The organism is Microbacterium sp. NPDC056044, from assembly GCF_042267145.1.
Classification (GTDB): domain Bacteria; phylum Actinomycetota; class Actinomycetes; order Actinomycetales; family Microbacteriaceae; genus Microbacterium.
Window position 1 is genome coordinate 556276 of record NZ_JBHJWZ010000003.1, and the last position, 17435, is coordinate 573710.

Sequence of the window (17435 nt, forward strand, 5' to 3'; positions counted from 1 at the left end):
CCGCCTGCCCTGCGGCCCGGCGGAGGTGGCAGTCTGGAGTCATGCGCATCGCCCTCACCGGTTCGTCCGGAAAGCTCGGCACCGTCGTCGCCCGCGAACTCCGCGCGGCCGGCTACGACGTCATCGGCATCGACGTCGTCGGCAGCCGCGGTCCCGACTTCGTGCAGGTCGACCTCACCGACTACGGGCAGGTGGTCGACGCCTTCTCCGCGGTGAACGACCGCCACGACGGGTTCGACGCGGTCGTGCATCTCGGCGCGATCCCGGCCCCCGGCATCCGCTCCGATGTCGCGACCTTCCACAACAACATGACGGCGACGTTCAATGTGTTCTGGGCGGCCGTGAGGCTCGGCATCCATCGCATCGTCTACGCGTCGAGCGAGACCGTATTGGGGCTGCCCTTCGACGCACCGCCGCCCTACATCCCTGTCGACGAGGAGTACCCGCCGCGGCCCGAGTCCGTCTATTCGCTGGTCAAGACGCTCGAGGAGCGCATGGCGGTCGAGCTCGTGCGCTGGCACCCCGACCTGTCGATCACGGGCCTGCGGTTCTCGAACGTGATGGTGCCCGAGGACTACGAGGCCTTCCCCTCGTACGACGACGACGCGCTGACGCGCAAGTGGAACCTCTGGGGCTACATCGACGCGCGCGACGGCGCGCACGCGGTGCAGCGCGCGCTCGAGGTCGCGCCCGCGGGCTTCGAGACCTACATCATCGCCGCCGCCGACACGGTGATGTCGCGCCCCAACGCCGAGCTCGTCGCCGAGGTCTTCCCGGGGGTCGAGACCCGCGGGTTCGGCGAGCACGACACGCTCCTCTCGATCGACAAGGCCCGCCGTCTCCTGGGCTACGACCCGCAGCACTCCTGGCGGGACGAGGTGGGCTGAGCAGCGCTGCCACGCACGGACAGCGGCGCCGGGATGTTCCCGGCGCCGCTGCGCGTTTCTGAGGGGCGATCAGCCGAGCAGATCGCCGACCAGGTCGTCGACATCGCTCGAGACACCGCCGACGACGTCATCGACGTGCGTGCCGATGTCGCTCGTCAGATCGCCGACCTCGGCGCCCACGTCACCCGTCGAGATGCCGGTGTCGTTACCCGAGCCGACGTCGGTCCCGTTGGCGGCCGAGTTGCCGTTGCCGATGTCGTTACCCGACCCGACGGGCGCGTCGATGCTCACGTCATTGCCCGAGCCGATCGGGGCGCTCACCTCGTTGCCCGAGAGCACCGGGGCGTCATTGCCCGAAAGGATCGGGCCGTTCGCGACGTCGCTCACGAGCGGGCCGTCGATGAGCCGGCCGTCGAATCCGAGGGTGCCGATCGTGTTGTCGTTCGCGTCCAGCGCGTCATCCACCCACACCCAGCCCTGGAAGGCGTCCAGCGAATCGAGAGCGTCGACCGACGTGTGGGTCTCGTCCGACGTGGACGTGTGGTCGTCGGCGTTGGCGGGGATCGACATTCCTGCCACCGCCAGCGCCACGGCGCCGATCCCGGCGGTTCCCAGCAGTCCAGCTCGCGTCATCTTGCGCATCGGATCTTTCCTTCCGTTCCGTGACGTGCGGTGATCACCGCACGTCGGGTCATCCGGAGGCGTCGCCGGTGCGGATTGGTCGATCTGCACCAGGTATGGTCGGCCGCGGATGCATGATCCGCGGAATCACGCAGGTCTGAGCAGTTTCCTGAGAGGTCCCTGAGCGCCGGCCAGAGCGGGGCACTACCCCGGCCGCCGCGGTGGCAGGCGATCGTCGTAGGCTCGGAAGCGGCTAAACGCGAGGAGGTGCGGCATGGCCGAGGATCCCAGGGTCGCCGCCGCTCGCTACCGCTCGGCACGCGAGAGCGACGCAGAGGAGACGGATGCCGCGCCCGAAGGCTCGCGGGCCGCGCAGGCGTACTCGGCGGCCGATCGCGCGGCGGTCGTCGAGACGGCGATCCAGCAGGCGATCCGCCGTGGCGAGTTCGATGACCTGCCCGGCGCGGGCAAGCCGATCCCGGGGCTCGGCGAGACGCACGACCCCGACTGGTGGATCCGCCGCAAGATCGAGACCGAGCAGCTCACGGGGCTCGGCCCGCCCGCGCTCATGCTGCGCGTCGAGAGCGCCGAGCTCGACGCGAAGCTCGACGCCCTCTCCCACGAGAGCGAGGTGCGCGAGGCCCTCGACGACTTCAACCGCCGGGTGATCGAGGCCCGGCGCCAGCTGCTCGGCGGCCCGCCGGTCGTGACGCCGACCCGCGACGTCGAGGCCGAGACGGCCGCCTGGCGCGAGCGGCGGGATGCGAAGGCCGTCGTAGCGGACGACACGGATGCCGCGTCCCCGCGCCGCCCGTGGTGGCGGCGTCCGCGCGGCTGACGGCGCTCACTTCACGGAGCCCAGCGTGAGGCCGGTGCGCAGCAGCCGGTAGCTGAAGACGTAGACCACGAACACCGGCAGCGCGGAGACGACGGCGAAGGCCATCATCCGGGGCCAGTCGATGCCGAACGCGCCCGCCTGCTGGGCGATCAGAGCGCTCATCGGATACTTGTCGGGCGACAGCATGAACGTGATGCCGTAGAGGAACTCGCCCCACGAGACGAGGAAGACGATCGCGCCCACCGTCAGCACGCCGTTGCGTGCGAGCGGCAGTGCGAGTGAGAAGAACGCGCGCAGCGTGCGAGCGCCATCGATGAGACCGGCCTCCTCGATCGCGAGCGGGATGGCCGAGAAGAACGGGCGCAGCAGCAGCACCGCCCACGGCAGCAGCATCGTCGCGTCGGCCAGCACGAGGCCAACGTTGGTGTCGAGCAGCCCCCACTGCGCCAACAGCCAGAACAGCGGGATGAGGTTGGCCGTCTGCGGAATCATCTGCAGGATCACCAGCAGCGCAAGCGCCGGCACGACGATCCGGCTGGTGACGCGCGCCAGGGCGTAGGCGGCCGGGATCGCGAACGCGAGGCACACCACGGTGGTGCCGACGGCGATGATGGCGGACTGCTGCATGGACGCGCCCAGTTGCGGGTCCGCGAGGGCTGACGCATAGGCATCGAGCGTCGGGGTGAACAGCAGGGACGCCCGCGAGCTCAGCACCTCGCTCTGGCTCTTCAGCGACGTCAGCACGATCCACAGCAGCGGCAGGCCGTACAGCAGGTAGAGCAGCAACCGGACGGTGAAGGCGACGGGCTCTCGTCTGCGGCGCAGCGTCGACTGTGCGGTGCGGGACCGGGCCATCACGAGGCCTCCTCGGTGCGGCGCACGTCACGGGCGTAGACGAGCGCGAAGACGATGATGACGGCGAGGGCGAGCAGGGCGGTGGCCGCGCCGGCACCGTAGTCGAGCCCGCGGAACGCCTGGACGTACGCGAGGTACGGAAGGGTCGTGGATGAGGTGCCCGGTCCGCCGGAAGTCATGACATAGATGAAGTCGAAGCTGCGGAACGCGTAGACGATCGTGAGGACGGTCAGCACGGTCGCCGCAGGGCGGGCCTGGGGAGCGAGGATGTACCGCACGCGGTGACGCGGTCGTGCACCGTCCACCTCGGCGGCCTCGAGCACCGACTCGTCCACCGACAGCAGGGCGGCGCGGAAGACCAGCGCATTGAAGGGGATGACGGCCCAGGCGTTGACCAGCGCGACCGACCAGAGGGCGAGTTGCGGTTCGAAGAGGAAACCCAACCCGTCGGGGGCGAGTCCCGTGCTCCGCAGGGCCTCGTTGACCAGTCCGTGGTCGCTCAGCAGGAATTTCCAGATCGAGCCGTTGATGACCGGCGGCAGCGCCCAGACGAAGACCATCATGCCCAGCAGGAACGACCCTCCGCGGGTGCCGGACCAGACCGACACTGCGACGGCGAACCCGCCGGCCATGCCGAGGACGGTGACCACCAGCACGAACACCACCGTGTTGAGCAGCACCTGTGGGAAGTCCGGGCCGGCGAACAGCGCCGCGAAGTTGCCGAGACCGACGAACTCCCAGTCGCGGTTGAGCGTTGCACCGGTCACCTCGTGGACACTCATCCGTCCGAGCTGCAGGAGCGGCCAGACGGCGAGCGCCGCCAGGAGCGCGGCGGCGGGCAGGGCGAGCGCGATCCGGCGATCGCGCCACGGACGGCGACGCGGGGTCGCCCCCGGCGGAGAGGCCTCCGCCGGGGACGACCGCGGCGCGCGGGCGTCAGGTCGAACAGTCGACACTGCGGTCACGTCTTCAGCCGTTCAGCAACGGGGTGAGCTGCGCCATGAGCTCGTCAGCGAGGTCCTGCGGCGAGCCGGCTCCGGCGATGGCCTTGCTCCAGTAGTCGCCGACCAGCCCCTCGACCGAGTTCACATTCTTGGACGGCACCTCGGGGCTGGGCGACGGGCGGCCCTGATCCGCCACGATCTCGGCGAACACGCTGAGGATCGGGTCGTCGCTGATCTCCTTCGCGGACGCCGCATCGGAGCGGGTCGGGATGGCGCCGAAGCCCTTCAGCAGCGCGAGCTCACCGTCGGTGGAGAAGAACGTCGTCTCGAGGTACTCCTGAGCGAGATCCTTGTGCTTCGAGAACGCACCGATGTTCTGCACCTCGCCGCCGAGCAGCACGCCACCCTCGTCGGTGATGGGCAGCGGGGCGACTCCGTACTCGAAGGCGGCCTCCTGAGCGGCCGCGATCTGCCAGTTGCCGTTCACCGCGAAGAGCGACGAGCCGGCGGCGAACTCCTGGAAGGGCACCGTCTGGTCCCACGTGGTCGCTTCCTTCGACAGATAGCCGCTATCCACCCAGTCCTGCAGCATGGCGTACGTGTTCGCCATGGGCTCCGCCTGCGCGTCGCCGTAGCTGAAACCCTCAGAGGTGAACCAGGGGAATCCCTGCCACTGGCTCTCGAGGCCCGGCTTGCCGGTGAGGGTGATGCCCTGCTTGCCCGCGGCGACGGCCTTGGCCATGTCCGCTTCGAGTTCGTCGATCGTGGCCGGCGGGGCGTCGATGCCGAGCTCCGTCATCAGGTCCTGGTTGTACCAGAGGCCCAGCAGGTTCACGAAGCCCTGGACGCCGTACAGCGTGCCATCGATCTTCTGCATCGCTCCCTCGGGGAACTGGTCGGCGCCGTCGAAGTCCTCGAACCAGTCCATCGGCTCGATCGCGCCCGACTGCGACAGGTCGTACGTGCCGGACGCGCCGAAGATGATGACATCCGGTCCCGTCTTCGCACCGGCGGCGGTGACGGCCTTCGTCGTCATCTGCTCGACGGGAATGTACTGGTAATCGACCGTGACGTCGGGGTTCGCGTCGGTGAACGCCTTCGCCATCTCGTCGAGCGTGGCGACCTGGCCGTCGGTGTTGTAGTAGTGCCACACCGTGAGCGTGACCGCCCCGTCGCCGGACCCTTCGCCACTTTCGCCGCCCCCGGCGCAGCCGCTCAGCGCGAGTGCGGCGACGGTCACTCCGGCGGCCAGTCCGGCCAGCGGCCGTAGACGAGTGTGCTTCATTGCTTACGCCTCTCTGTGGTGTCTGCGATCGAGCGGTTGATTTCATCGATGAAATTCGAGATCCGGGAACCGCTCCTTCGGCATCATGCCCATCGAAATGGTTTTCGTCAACCTCGTCCTGCGGATTCCTCGCCGCGTTGGCGGAGCTTGACACTCGGGCCGCCAGCCGAATAGCGTTCCTCAAGTTCATCGATGAAATGAGGAAGCGCGTGACACGTACGCAGACCGCAGTCCGACGTTCGTCCGCCGCGACCCGCGCTCCGCATCGCGTGCCGATCACCGTGGGGGCGACGATCGGGACCGCCGACCGCCGCCTGTTCGGCTCCTTCGTGGAGCACCTGGGGCGTGGCGTGTACGGCGGCGTGTTCGACCCGGGCCACCCCGAGGCCGACGCCCAGGGCTTTCGCTCGGACGTGATCGCCCTGGTGCGCGAGCTCGGCGTGACGATCGTGCGGTATCCCGGAGGGAACTTCGTCTCGGGTTACGACTGGCGCGACGGCATCGGGCCGGTCAGCGAGCGCCCGCGGCGCCTCGACCTCGCTTGGAAGTCCATCGAGACGAACGAGTTCGGCACCGACGAGTTCATCGCCTGGTGCCGCGCGTCGGGTACAGACCCGATGCTCGCGCTCAACCTCGGTCTCGGCGACGTCCGCTCGGCGCTGCAGCTGCTCGAGTATGCGAACCACCCGGGCGGGACGACCCTGTCCGACGAGCGGATCGCGAACGGCGCACCCCGTCCCCACGACGTGCGCGTCTGGTGCCTCGGCAACGAGCTCGACGGGCCATGGCAGCTCGGCCACAAGAGCGCCGAGCACTACGCCGACGTCGCAGCGTCCGCCGCGAACGCCATGCGCATGTTCGACCCGTCTCTCCAGCTCGTCGTCGTCGGCAGCTCGAACGCCGACATGCCGACGTTCGGCACGTGGGAAGAGACCGTGCTCGAGCGCACGATCGAGCTCGTCGACTTCCTCTCGTGCCACATCTACTTCTTCGAAGACGACGACCTCGCCGCCTTCCTCCGCTCTGCGGACAAGCTCGACGACTTCCTCGACGGGATCCAGGACGTGATCCGCCGCGTCGCCGCACGGCACCCCGGCGCGCGGGACGTGCGCATCAGCCTCGACGAGTGGAACGTGTGGAACTTCCGCGCGTACGACGACATCAAAGCGGCCCGCGACTTCGAGCAGGCCCCGCGCCTGCTCGAACAGGAGTACACGGTCGCCGACGCCGTCGTCGTGGGATCGCTCCTGCAGAGCATCCTGGCGCACTGCGACACGGTGTCGATCGCCGCGCTCGCGCAGCTCGTCAACGTCATCGGGCCCATCCGCTCCGAGCCGGACGGCACCGCGTGGCGGCAGACGACGTTCTTCCCCTTCGCCGCCGCTGCGCGCAGCGCCGGTCACACCGTGTTCGCGACGCACACGCCCGACGACGCCGTCGTCGCCACCGTGACGCGTGATGCGTCCGGTTCTGTTGCGCAGGTCCACGTGACGAATCGTTCGACGGATGCGCCGGCCGTCGTGGAGATCGACCTCGCGGGACTCGCCCCCCGCGAGGTCGTGCGCGCCGAGATCCTGTGGGACCCCGATCCCTACGCCGCGAACACCACGGACGCCCGCAACCGTGTCGCTCCGCGCACACCGGCGACGGTCCTCGACGGCGATCGCCTGCGCTTGACGATGCCGCCCATATCATGGGCAGGGATCGAGCTGAGCTGTTCGGCCGACGGATGAAGGGGGTCGTGCGCCCGCCGATGACCAACGTCACCATGGCAGATGTCGGCGAGCGCGCCGGCGTGACCGCGCGCACGGTATCCAATGTGCTGTCCGGTAGCGCGGCGGTGCGCCCCGAGACCCGCGAACGCGTGCTGCGCGCGGTCGACGAGCTCGGGTACCGGATGAACACGTCGGCGCGAAGTCTTCGCACAGGGCGCACCGGAACCATCGGCCTCGCGATCCCCGACCTCGGCATCGACTACTTCAGCGACCTCGCGAGTCGCATCATGGTCGAGGCCGAGCGCTACGGCTGGGCCGTCGTGATCGAGCAGACCGGCGCCCGCCGCGAGACGGAGCTCGCGATCCTCTCGGGGGCACGCCGGCAGCACTCCGACGGGCTGATCTTCCAGCCTCACGCCCTCGGCCCCGGCGACGAACGCCACCTGGCGGGCAACGACCGACTCGTGATCCTCGGCGACCGCATCTTCCACGGCCCCGTCGACCACGTCGGCATGGCCAACACGGAGGCCGCCGCCCTCGCGACGCGGTACCTGCTCGATCGCGGTCATCGCCGCATCGCCGTCATCGGCTCGAACCCCCACGTCAGCACGGTCACGGCGGCGTCGCTGCGACTGGACGGCTACGCCCGCGAGCTGGCCGGCCGAGGCATATCGATCCGAGACGAGTACATCGTCGTGGCACAGGAGTGGCACCTGCGTGACGGGGCCGCCGGCATGGCGCAGCTCCTCAGCCTCGCCGAACCGCCCGATGCGGTCTTCTGCTTCAACGACACGCTTGCGTTCGGCGCGCTCCACGCACTCGCCGCCCGGGGGCTGCGCGCCCCCGACGACGTGGCGGTCATCGGCTTCGACAACGTGCCGATGGCAGAGTTCTCGGTTCCCCCCCTGACGACGGTCGAGCCTGGAACGGGACAGATCGCCAAGCACGCTGTCGACCTGCTCGCCGCGCGCGTCGAGGGACGCGCGACGGCGCCCACCGAGCTCGTGACCGACTGCTCGCTCGTGGTGCGCCGGTCGGCGTGATTCCGAGCCCGTCGACTGCGCCTCCCGGGATCCGGGTCAGCGGCGGGGGATCGTCGAACCGCGGATGACGAGCCGGACCGGCAGGTGGTGGGTGCCTTCGCCGATGTCGACGCCGTCGATAGCGTCGAACACGCGCTGCGCGGCCTGACGTCCGAGCTGCTGGAGGTTCGCGTCGATGCTGGTCAGCTGGGGGCGCGAGTTCGTCGCCAGCACCTCCCAGTTGTCGTAGCCGATCACGGCGAGATCCTCCGGGACGCTGCGTCCGAGGTCGCGGGCGGTGTCGAGCACACCTCGGGCGATCTGGTCGGAGCCGCAGAAGATGGCGTCCACCTCGGGGTGACGCTGCAGCAGAAGGGCCGCAGCATCCCTCCCCCAGTGCTCGCTCCATTCGGCGAACATCGGCTCGCCGACGAGTTCGAGGCCTGCCGCGTCCAGCGCCGCCCGGGCACCCGCGATGCGGTCCTGCGCGGCGGCGTACGACGGGTCGCCGGTGATGTGGGCGATGCGGGTGCGCCCGCACGAGATCAGATGCTCGACCGCCATGCGGCCGCCGGTGTAGTTGTCGGGGGTGAGGGAGAGGTCGCGAGGGTCGTCCGACGGGGCGTACGCGTAGACGACCGGCACCGGGATCTCCTGCCCGAGCGAGGGGCGCGGGTCGGTCTGGCGTCCGACGACGATGATGCCGTCGACCCGGCGGCTGAGGAGGGCCTTGAGATGGTGCTGCTCGCGGATCGCGTCGCCGCGGGCGTCGCACAGGAAGACGCTGATCTGCCCGGCGCCGAACGCGTCTTCGGCGCCCATCAGGATCGGGATCATGAAGCGGCCCTCGAGGTCGCTCGTGAGGAGCCCGACCGTTCCCGTGCGCCCGGCGAGCAGCCCCTTCGCCATCGCGTTCGGCGTGAACGACAGCTCGTCCGCGGCACGCAGCACGCGCTGACGCGTGGCGACGGCGACGTCGTCCCGGTTGTTGAGGGCTTTCGACGCCGTCGCGATCGACACCCCCGCCCGCCGAGCCACATCGCTCAGGGTCGCGGCCTTCGAGCCGTTCTCATTCGCTGCCACGGGCACACCTCCTCCAGTCCTGAAACGTTATCGAAGAACGTCCTTGACGTCACGACATTCACCGCGATAACTTGCTCGAAATGGCTTTCGCTCATTTCGATAGCCCATGCACCCCACCGCAGCGGTGCCGACCCGATCGGCGTCATCCGCTCGAAGAAGAGCCAGAGGAGACAGTTGCATGATCACCACCCGACGTCGTGCCGCGCTGCGAGCGGCCACGGCCCTCGTCACGGCGGGCGCGCTCATCGGAGGCCTCGCCGCCTGTGCCGGCAGCGACACCCCCGCCCCCGCCGAGTCGATCCCCGCTGAGGGCGTCGACGACGGCTCGACGCTGACGCTCTGGACCCGCGCCCCGATGGAGGCGCAGGCGAACCTCCTGGTCGACGCGTACAACGAGAGCCACGAGAACCAGGTCGAGCTGACCGTCGTCCCCAACGACGACTACGTCGCGAAGGTCGGTGCCGCCGCCGGCTCGGGCGGCCTTCCCGACCTCTTCGCCGCCGACATCGTCTACGTGCCCAACTGGGTGCAGCAGGGCCTGTTCGCCGACATCACCGAGCAGATCGACCAGCTCTCGTTCAAGGACTCGATCAACAAGGGCCACCTGTCGGCCGGTACCTACGAAGGCGCCGAGCACGTGCTGCCCTTCGTGCTCGACCTGTCGATGCTCATGTGGAACAAGGAGCTCTTCGAGGAGGCCGGCCTCGACCCCGAGAAGGCCCCGGCGACGCTCGCCGAGTTCGCCGACGCCGCGAAGGCGATCCAGGACCTCGGCAAGGATGGCGTGTCGGGCACCTCGGCAGGCTTGAACTGCGGTGGATGCCTCGTCTTCACGTGGTTCCCGACCATCTGGGCCTCGGGCGACCAGGTGATGAACGAAGACGGCACCGAGTCGCTGCTGAACAGCGACGCCGCGCAGGAGGTCTACTCCACGTGGAAGGACCTCTACGACGCGGGCGCCGTGGCGCCGGGCTCGTCCGACGAGACCGGCCCGACCTGGGTCGCGGGCTTCCAGGAGGGCAAGGTCGGCATCATGCCGTACCCCGCCACCCTCCTGTCGGGCCTCGAGTTCGACGCCGGCGTCGCGGGTCTTCCCGGCATCGACAGCGGCGCCTCGACCTTCGTCGGCGGTGACGGCATCGGCATCTCGAAGGACTCGAAGCTGTCGCCCCAGGCGTGGAACTTCCTCGCGTGGATGATGTCGGAGGACGCCCAGGTGCAGGTCCTCGCCAAGGAGGGCAACGCGGTCTCGCGCTCCGACCTCGCCGACAACGAGTACGCGGCCCAGGACCCGCGCCTCGTCACCATCAACGAGGTCGCCGGCCAGGGCGACACCCCCGTCGCGCTGCAGTTCCAGCAGGCGTTCAACGCCCCGGGCAGCCCGTGGCTGACGCTGGTGCGCAACGCCGTGCTGCAGGGCACCGACACGGTCGACGCCGACAACGACGAGATCACCGCGGTCCTGAGCCAGTGATCCACGCGGGCGGTGCGCGTCGCCCGGCGATGCGCACCGCCCGTCCTCTCCCCCCGACCACACCTCATCCAAGGAGCGACGTGGCCTTCTCCACCGTTGCGCGCCGCGCGAGAGCACCGCGCACGAACCGCCCGAGCCGGTCGGCCCTCGGCGGGCCCCTCCAGGGCTGGCTCTACGCCCTGCCCACGGCCCTGTTCGTGGTCGCCCTCTTCCTCATCCCGCTGCTGCTCGTGCTGCAGATGTCGGGATCGGACTGGCCCCTGCTCCGGGGCAACCAAGGCTGGAACTTCCCCGAGAACTACGCGGACGCCGTGAACCAGCGGCTGTTCTGGGACTCGATCTGGTTCACCCTGAAGTACACGATCATCACGACGGTGCTGCTGATCGGGCTCGGCCTCGGCCTCGCCCTCCTCGTGCAGGAGTCGACGGCCTGGAAGGGCTTCCTCCGCACGTCGTTCCTCGTGCCGAGCGCACTGGGCCTGGCCTCAGCATCCCTCCTCTTCTATGTGCTGTACTCCCCGTTCGCCGGGCCGTTCGCCGATCTCATGCAGGACTGGGGCTTCACGTTCCTCGGCACCCCCGAGGGTGCGCTGTGGTCGACGGTGTTCCTCATCGTGTGGCGCTACGCGGGCTTCTACATGCTGCTCATGCTCGTCGGGCTGCAGGGCATCCCCGACGACGTCTTCGAGGCCGCGCGCATCGACGGCGCATCGCGCTGGCAGACCTTCCGGCACATCACCGTGCCGCTGCTGCGCCCCACCTTCGCGCTCACGATCGTGCTGTGCGTGACGGGGTCGCTCCTGGCATTCGACCAGTTCTACATCCTCACCAAGGGCGGACCCGACAACAGCACCATGACCATCGTGCAGCTCATCTACAACGTCGCCTTCCAGGGGCAGAACAACCTCGGGGTCGCCGCCGCGCTCTCGGTGATCGTGCTGGCAGCCCTGATCGTCATCAACGTCGTGCAGATCCGCGCGTTCCGTAAGCCCGAGGAGGCGTGACATGGCTCTCACCGACACCACCTCGACCCGCACGATCGTCGCACCCGACTATCGGCCGACGCGCCCGCGTCACGGCGCCGGACGCCTGGTACTCGGCATCCCTTATGCCGTCTTCACCGGCGCGCTCGCGATCATCTTCCTGTACCCGCTGGTGTGGACGACCGTCTCGTCGTTCAGCCCGCAGGCGGGCTCCGCGCAGACGGAGGGCTGGGGCTTCGGCAACTACGTCTCGCTCGCGAACTTCCAGGCGGGCATCTGGGTCTACCTCGGCAACTCGCTGTTCGTGTCGCTCTTGACCGTCGTGCTCACGCTCGTGATCTCGTTCCTCGGCGGCTACGCGTTCGCGCGCTTCTCGTTCCCGGGCAAGAACCTGCTGTTCCTCACCGTGCTTGCGATCCTGATGGTGCCGTACGCGACGCTGCTCATCCCGCTGTACGTGATCCTCAACGCGATCGGCCTCAACAACTCGCTGGTCGGCGTCGCACTCGTGCTGACGATGTTCCAGCTGCCGTTCTCGATGTTCATGATGCGCATCTCGTTCGAGTCGATCCCGCGCGAGATGGACGAAGCGGCCCTGGTCGACGGCTGCAACAGCTTCTCGGCGCTGTGGCGCGTGCTGCTGCCCGCGGTCAAGCCGGGCCTCATCACGGTCGGTCTGTTCGCCTTCCTCACGGCGTGGAACGACTTCATCGCGCCGCTGATCCTCATCAACGACACCAACCGGATGACGCTGCCGCTGGCCGTCGCGAACCTCCGCGGTCAGGTGATGGGCGTCGTCGACTACGGCGCGACGGAAGCAGGCGTCGTCGTGCTGGCACTGCCGTGCGTGGTGCTGTTCCTGGTGCTGCAGCGCCACTACGTCCGCGGATTCATGTCGGGAGCATTCAAGGGATGACCATGCAGATCAGCACCACCGCACCTCAGGCCCCCGTCGCACCCTCGCGCGGCCGCCTGCGCCCGCTGGGCCAGGACGAGGTCCGCATCACGGGCGGATTCTGGGGCGACCGCCAGGCCGTCAACGCCGCCGACACCTTCGCGCACATCAGCGCGCGCCTCGAGTCGGAGGGGTGGCTTCCCAACTTCGACCTCGCCGTCTCGGGCGGGCTGCCCGAGGGGCGCCGGGGCCGGGAGTTCTCGGACTCCGAGATCTACAAGTACCTCGAGGGCCTCGCGTGGGAGATCGGCCGCACCGGCTCTCCAGCGCTCGAGGAGCGCTTCCGCGCGGTCGTGGCGCGCGTCGCCGCGGCGCAGGAGGCCGACGGCTACCTCAACACGAAGTTCGGCCGCCCGGGTCAGGGCGAGCGCTGGTCCGACCTCGAGTGGGGTCACGAGCTGTACTGCCTCGGCCACCTGTTCCAGGCGGCGGTCGCGCGGGCGCGCACGCGCCCCGATGCCGACGACGGGCTGCTCGAGGTCGCGCGGCGCGCGGCCGACATGGTGTGCCGCGAGTTCGGCGCGGACGGGCGCGATGCGATCTGCGGCCACGCGGTCGTCGAGGTCGGCCTCGCAGAGCTCGCCCGCGTCACGGGCGACGACCGCTACCTCGAGCAGGCGCGCCTGTTCGTCGAGCGGCACGGCCGCGGCACCCTCCGCGACATCGAATGGGGCCGCAAGTACTACCAGGACGACGTCGCGGTGCGCGACGCCGAGGCGCTGCGCGGTCACGCGGTGCGGGCGAACTACCTCGCGGCGGGCGCGGCCGACGTCGCCGTCGACACCGGCGACGACGAGCTGCTCGAGGCGCTGCGCCGCCAGTGGGACCGCACCGTCGCGCGCCGCACCTACGTCACGGGCGGGCAGGGCTCGCACCACCAGGACGAGGCGTTCGGCGAGGACTGGGAACTGCCCGCCGACCGCGCCTACTCCGAGACGTGCGCGAGCGTCGGCTCGATCATGTTCTCGTGGCGCCTGCTGCTGGCGGAGGGCGACCCGCGCCACGCCGACCTCATCGAGCGCACGCTGTACAACGTGGTGGCGACCTCGCCCGCGCCAGACGGCCGCTCGTTCTTCTACGCGAACACACTGCACCAGCGCGTGCCGGGCGTCGCGGCCGACCCCGACACGACCTCGCCGCGTGCCTCGTCGTCGCTGCGCGCACCCTGGTTCGAGGTGTCGTGCTGCCCACCGAACGTCGCGCGCACGCTCGCGAGCCTCGATGCCTACGTCGCGACCGCCGACGACGAGGGCGTGCAGCTGCACCAGTTCGCGCCGGCCGCGGTGCGCACGACGCTGCCCGACGGCCGCGCGATCGCCTTCGACGTCGAGACGGACTACCCGGTGTCGGGGCGAATCCGCGTGATCTCGAGAACGGATGCTGCCGCCGACGCCGAATGGACGCTCACGCTCCGCGTGCCCGCGTGGGCGGCGGGTGCGCGCCTGCAGGTCGTGCCCGCGGACGGCTCCGCCGAGGAGTGGGAAGCGGCGCCGGGCGCCGTCCAGGTGCGACGGGCCTTCCGCTCGGGTGACACCGTCGAGCTCGACCTGCCCATGGCTCCGCGGCTCACCGCGCCCGACGAGCGCATCGACGCGGTGCGCGGGTGCCTCGTGGTCGAGCGCGGTCCCGAGGTGTTCGCCCTCGAGTCGGTCGACCTCGGCGCCGCCGGCGCCGACGACGTCGCCCAGGTCGCGCTCGCGCCGGGTGCGACGCCGGTCGAACGCGACGGGCGGGTCTGGATCGACGTGGTACGGCACGGCGAGAGCGACGCCGGGTGGCCGTACGCCGAACCCGTCGACGCGGCTCGGGGCGCAGCATCCGTCGCCGTCCCTCTCGTGGCGTATCACGAGTGGGCCGAGCGGGGGCCCTCGACGATGCGCGTCTGGATCCCCGCCGCGGGCTGACTCAGGGGTTCGGGTTCGTCGCCTTGCCGTCGAGCCAGAGCATGTTCGACGGGTCGGAGTGGGTGGTGCCGGTGCCCACGTGCTTGTCGCTGATCTGCGGACCCTTGGTGATGACGTGCACGAGCGCCATCGCGTGGCCGCGGCCGAGACCGTAATCGGCCGCGAGCCACTCGACGATCGGCGTCGCCTTCGTGGTCTCGTCGAAGCCCTTGTCGTGCGCCTTCTCGATGAGCTGACGGGGCGTCAGGCCGGTCTTGGTCTCGATGGTGTCGAGATATGCCTGGAACGACATGTGGTTCTCCTCAGCTGCCGGTGATGGGGATGTCGAGCACTCCAGGAGCATCCTGCCACCCCTGGCCGACACCCGGCCAGGCACCGCTCAGGTGGGCCGCGGTAGACTGGCCGTGCCCATTTCGATGTGCATCTACCTGTCTGCGGCTCCGGCTGCGCACAAGGCGGCACCAGCAGCCGCCAACCCTCGGCGCATGGCCAGGAGAACGATGCACCCGACACTCGTCGAGAACGACACCGCTGCGCGCGCCGCCGCCCGGCGCCCGAGCCTCATCCGCGAGGCCGGCTACGCGTACTTCCCGATCGCGCTGATCGCGCGCCTGCCGTTCGCCATGATGGTCGTCGGCATCCTGACGCTGGTCGTCTCGGCGCGCGGCTCGCTCGCGCTCGGCGGCGCGACGAGCGCCATGACCGGTCTCGGCACCGCCCTCATCGGGCCGCTGCTGGGAGCGGCCGCAGACCGCTTCGGTCAGCGCCGCGTGCTGCTGGTCGCGGGCGCGGCCAACAGCGTGATGCTCGCGACGATGGCATGGCTGGCTTTCGCGCCGGTTCCGGATGCTGCGCTCCTCGCTGTCGCGTTCTTCATCGGTGCGACCATGCCGCAGGTCGCCCCGCTCTCGCGCAGCCGCCTCGTCGGCATCATCGGCCGGGCGTATCCGAAGGAGCGCCGCACGCCCGTCGTGAACGGAGCGATGGCGTACGAGTCCGCGGCGGACGAGATCGTGTTCGTCTTCGGCCCGGTGATCGTCGGCCTCCTCGCCACCACGCTCAACCCGGCCGCCCCGGTGATCGGCGCGGCCGTGCTCGGCCTCGTCTTCGTGAGCGCGTTCGCCCTGCATCCGACCGCGCGTGCGGGCGCAGCATCCGTCGACGGAAGCCGGCCCGAGCAGGCGCCGGCCCGCGAGCTGTTCCGCCCGCGCGTGCTCGCGCCCGTCGTCGGCGCGCTCGGCATGGGCCTGTTCTTCGGCGCGATGCTCACCTCGCTCACCGCGTTCATGGCCGAGCGCGGCGTGCCCGAGCAGGCGGGGCTCGTCTACGGCGCGATGGGCATCGGCTCGGCCGCGCTCGCCCTCGGCGTCGCGCTGTTCCCGGCCCGCTTCACGCTGCGCGCCCGCTGGCTCACGTTCGCGGCCATCCTCGTCGCCGGCACGATCGCGCTGCCGTTCGTCGACAGCGTCGCCGTCATCGCCATCTGCCTCCTCGTGATCGGCATCGGCATCGGCCCGACCCTGGTGACCCAGTACAGCCTCGCCGCCGCCTTCAGCCCGCGCGGCCGCTCGGCCACCGTGATGACGATGCTCGGCTCTGCCATCGTCGTCGGCCAGTCCGCAGCATCCGCCGTCACGGGTCTCGTCGCCGACACCGCCGGAGCCGGCACCGCACTCGTCGCCCCGCTGCTCGCCGCGTCGGTCGTGCTGGGTGCGGGCGTCTGGAACGCCCTGGCCTCGCGCGGCTGACGGCGGCTGCTAACGGGCCGCGTCGGCCAGGAGCCGGCGCATCTCGGCCATGGCCTCCTCGGACTGCGCGAGCAGCACGCGGAGGCGCTCGACGGTCTCCTCGGGGTCGGCGTCCGCCCGCCCCTCGGGCTCGAGGCCCGGCGATTCCGGTGTGCCCGCGACCGGCGCGCCCGGTCCGCTCCCGGCGGCCGCCCCCGCCTTCACGGCTCCGGCGACCGCTCCTGCGGCGACGCCCTTCGCCGCGTGATCCGCCATCGACGGCGGTGCGGCCTCGGTGGGGGTGGCGGTCGCGTCCGCGCTCGGCGGCGGGGTCGCAGCATCCGTCTCCGCATCCTCCGCGGCCTTTCGCGGGCCGAGGAAGAGGTTCGCGAGGTAGCCGGTGAACGTTCCGAAGATGCCGACGCCCACGACGATGATGAGCGTGCCGATGAGCCGGCCCGCGTTGGTGACGGGGTACTGATCGCCGTAGCCGACGGTCGAGATGGTGACGATCGTGTACCAGAGCGCGTCGGAGGCCGACGTGATGTTGGCGTCGTCGGCGCCCTCTTCGACGTAGAGGATCGAGATGCTGCCGAACTGCAGCACCAGGATGCCCATGAGCAGCAGGGTCATCAGCGCGCTGTTCGCGCGGTCGTGGATGAGGGTGGTCCAGACCGTCCGCGGGCCGAGTTCGCGCAGCAGGCGGAACACCCGCAGCAGCCGGAACAGCCGCAGGATCTTGAACTGCGGGAACGGCAGGCTGGCGAGGAGGTCCGCCCAGCCGAAGCCGCGGAAGAAGTAGCGCGACGCCTTCGGCGCGGTCGAGATGCGGTAGATGAAATCGCCCAGGAAGATGGCGCTGAACAGGGCGTTCATCACCGAGAGCACCAACTCGAGGGCGGTGTCCCCCGCGATGATGTACATGAAAACGAGGTTGCCGATCGACAGGATCGACAGCACGCCGATGAAGATCTCGTACGCGGTGTTCTTCAGCTCGGAGCGCGCAGCGCGGGCCTTCGCACGGGCGCGGGACCGCTCGCGGACTTCGGAGAGGGAACGGGCCATGGCGAGGCTCCTCGGGTCGGGCAATGCCGGAGTCGCTCCGGCTGTGGCCCTATTGTGCTCGCACCCCGCGCCCCGCT

The 17435-nt window shown here is 70.0% G+C and carries 16 protein-coding genes; 9 read left to right on the plus strand and 7 right to left on the minus strand.

What is annotated here, in order from left to right; translation table 11 throughout:
* Positions 1-41 precede the first annotated feature (41 nt).
* Positions 42-887: an NAD-dependent epimerase/dehydratase family protein gene (locus ACFC1I_RS11505; protein ID WP_376009113.1), complete on the plus strand. Its 846-nt coding sequence runs from the start codon at positions 42-44 to the stop codon at positions 885-887.
* 69 nt (positions 888-956) lie between these two features.
* Here the strand turns inward: ACFC1I_RS11505 and ACFC1I_RS11510 are convergent, their stop codons facing one another.
* Positions 957-1529, minus strand: a complete 573-nt coding sequence (locus tag ACFC1I_RS11510) for a hypothetical protein (RefSeq protein ID WP_376009116.1) — start codon at positions 1527-1529, stop codon at positions 957-959.
* Between the two features lie 253 nt (positions 1530-1782).
* Between ACFC1I_RS11510 and ACFC1I_RS11515 the strand changes: the two genes are divergently transcribed.
* Positions 1783-2346 carry a DUF1992 domain-containing protein gene (locus ACFC1I_RS11515; protein ID WP_376009119.1) on the plus strand — a complete coding sequence of 188 codons (564 nt, stop codon included), beginning with the start codon at positions 1783-1785 and terminating at the stop codon, positions 2344-2346.
* Positions 2347-2352: 6 nt separating this feature from the next.
* On the opposite strand, the gene ACFC1I_RS11520 is transcribed toward ACFC1I_RS11515, so the two are convergent.
* Genes ACFC1I_RS11520 through ACFC1I_RS11530 form a run of 3 tightly spaced genes read right to left on the minus strand, consistent with a single transcriptional unit; the run spans position 2353 to position 5430 of the window.
* Positions 2353-3201 carry a carbohydrate ABC transporter permease gene (locus ACFC1I_RS11520; RefSeq protein ID WP_376009121.1) on the minus strand — a complete coding sequence of 283 codons (849 nt, stop codon included), beginning with the start codon at positions 3199-3201 and terminating at the stop codon, positions 2353-2355.
* Positions 3201-4166, minus strand: coding sequence for a carbohydrate ABC transporter permease (locus ACFC1I_RS11525; RefSeq protein ID WP_376009124.1), 966 nt, complete (start codon positions 4164-4166; stop codon positions 3201-3203). Before ACFC1I_RS11525 ends, ACFC1I_RS11520 begins: the two co-directional genes overlap by 1 nt.
* A 4-nt stretch (positions 4167-4170) precedes the next feature.
* Complete coding sequence (locus ACFC1I_RS11530; RefSeq protein WP_376009127.1) at positions 4171-5430, minus strand: extracellular solute-binding protein; 1260 nt, start codon at positions 5428-5430, stop codon at positions 4171-4173.
* Positions 5431-5639: 209 nt separating this feature from the next.
* Between ACFC1I_RS11530 and ACFC1I_RS11535 the strand changes: the two genes are divergently transcribed.
* On the plus strand, positions 5640-7163 hold the full coding sequence (locus tag ACFC1I_RS11535; protein WP_376009130.1) for an alpha-N-arabinofuranosidase: 1524 nt from the start codon (positions 5640-5642) through the stop codon (positions 7161-7163).
* Between the two features lie 20 nt (positions 7164-7183).
* Complete coding sequence (locus ACFC1I_RS11540) at positions 7184-8188, plus strand: LacI family DNA-binding transcriptional regulator (protein WP_376009133.1); 1005 nt, start codon at positions 7184-7186, stop codon at positions 8186-8188.
* 36 nt (positions 8189-8224) lie between these two features.
* Here the strand turns inward: ACFC1I_RS11540 and ACFC1I_RS11545 are convergent, their stop codons facing one another.
* Complete coding sequence (locus tag ACFC1I_RS11545) at positions 8225-9256, minus strand: LacI family DNA-binding transcriptional regulator (RefSeq protein ID WP_376009135.1); 1032 nt, start codon at positions 9254-9256, stop codon at positions 8225-8227.
* A gap of 172 nt (positions 9257-9428) precedes the next feature.
* Here ACFC1I_RS11545 and ACFC1I_RS11550 point away from each other — a divergent pair, with 172 nt between their 5' ends.
* From ACFC1I_RS11550 to ACFC1I_RS11565, 4 genes are all read left to right on the plus strand, one after another.
* Entirely contained in the window at positions 9429-10724 is a 1296-nt protein-coding gene (locus ACFC1I_RS11550) for an ABC transporter substrate-binding protein (protein ID WP_376009138.1), read from the plus strand.
* Positions 10725-10804: 80 nt separating this feature from the next.
* Complete coding sequence (locus ACFC1I_RS11555) at positions 10805-11728, plus strand: carbohydrate ABC transporter permease (protein ID WP_376009141.1); 924 nt, start codon at positions 10805-10807, stop codon at positions 11726-11728.
* Between the two features lies 1 nt (position 11729).
* Complete coding sequence (locus ACFC1I_RS11560; protein ID WP_376009144.1) at positions 11730-12623, plus strand: carbohydrate ABC transporter permease; 894 nt, start codon at positions 11730-11732, stop codon at positions 12621-12623.
* Positions 12620-14566, plus strand: coding sequence for a glycoside hydrolase family 127 protein (locus ACFC1I_RS11565; RefSeq protein ID WP_376009147.1), 1947 nt, complete (start codon positions 12620-12622; stop codon positions 14564-14566). The genes ACFC1I_RS11560 and ACFC1I_RS11565 overlap by 4 nt, the downstream gene beginning before the upstream one ends.
* Before the next feature lies 1 nt (position 14567).
* Here ACFC1I_RS11565 and ACFC1I_RS11570 read toward each other — a convergent pair whose 3' ends face one another.
* Entirely contained in the window at positions 14568-14858 is a 291-nt protein-coding gene (locus ACFC1I_RS11570; protein ID WP_376009150.1) for a DUF4287 domain-containing protein, read from the minus strand.
* 193 nt (positions 14859-15051) lie between these two features.
* Between ACFC1I_RS11570 and ACFC1I_RS11575 the strand changes: the two genes are divergently transcribed.
* Positions 15052-16314, plus strand: coding sequence for an MFS transporter (locus ACFC1I_RS11575; protein WP_376009153.1), 1263 nt, complete (start codon positions 15052-15054; stop codon positions 16312-16314).
* Positions 16315-16323: 9 nt separating this feature from the next.
* Here the strand turns inward: ACFC1I_RS11575 and ACFC1I_RS11580 are convergent, their stop codons facing one another.
* Positions 16324-17358, minus strand: coding sequence for an ion transporter (locus tag ACFC1I_RS11580; protein WP_376009156.1), 1035 nt, complete (start codon positions 17356-17358; stop codon positions 16324-16326).
* Positions 17359-17435: the final 77 nt, after the last annotated feature.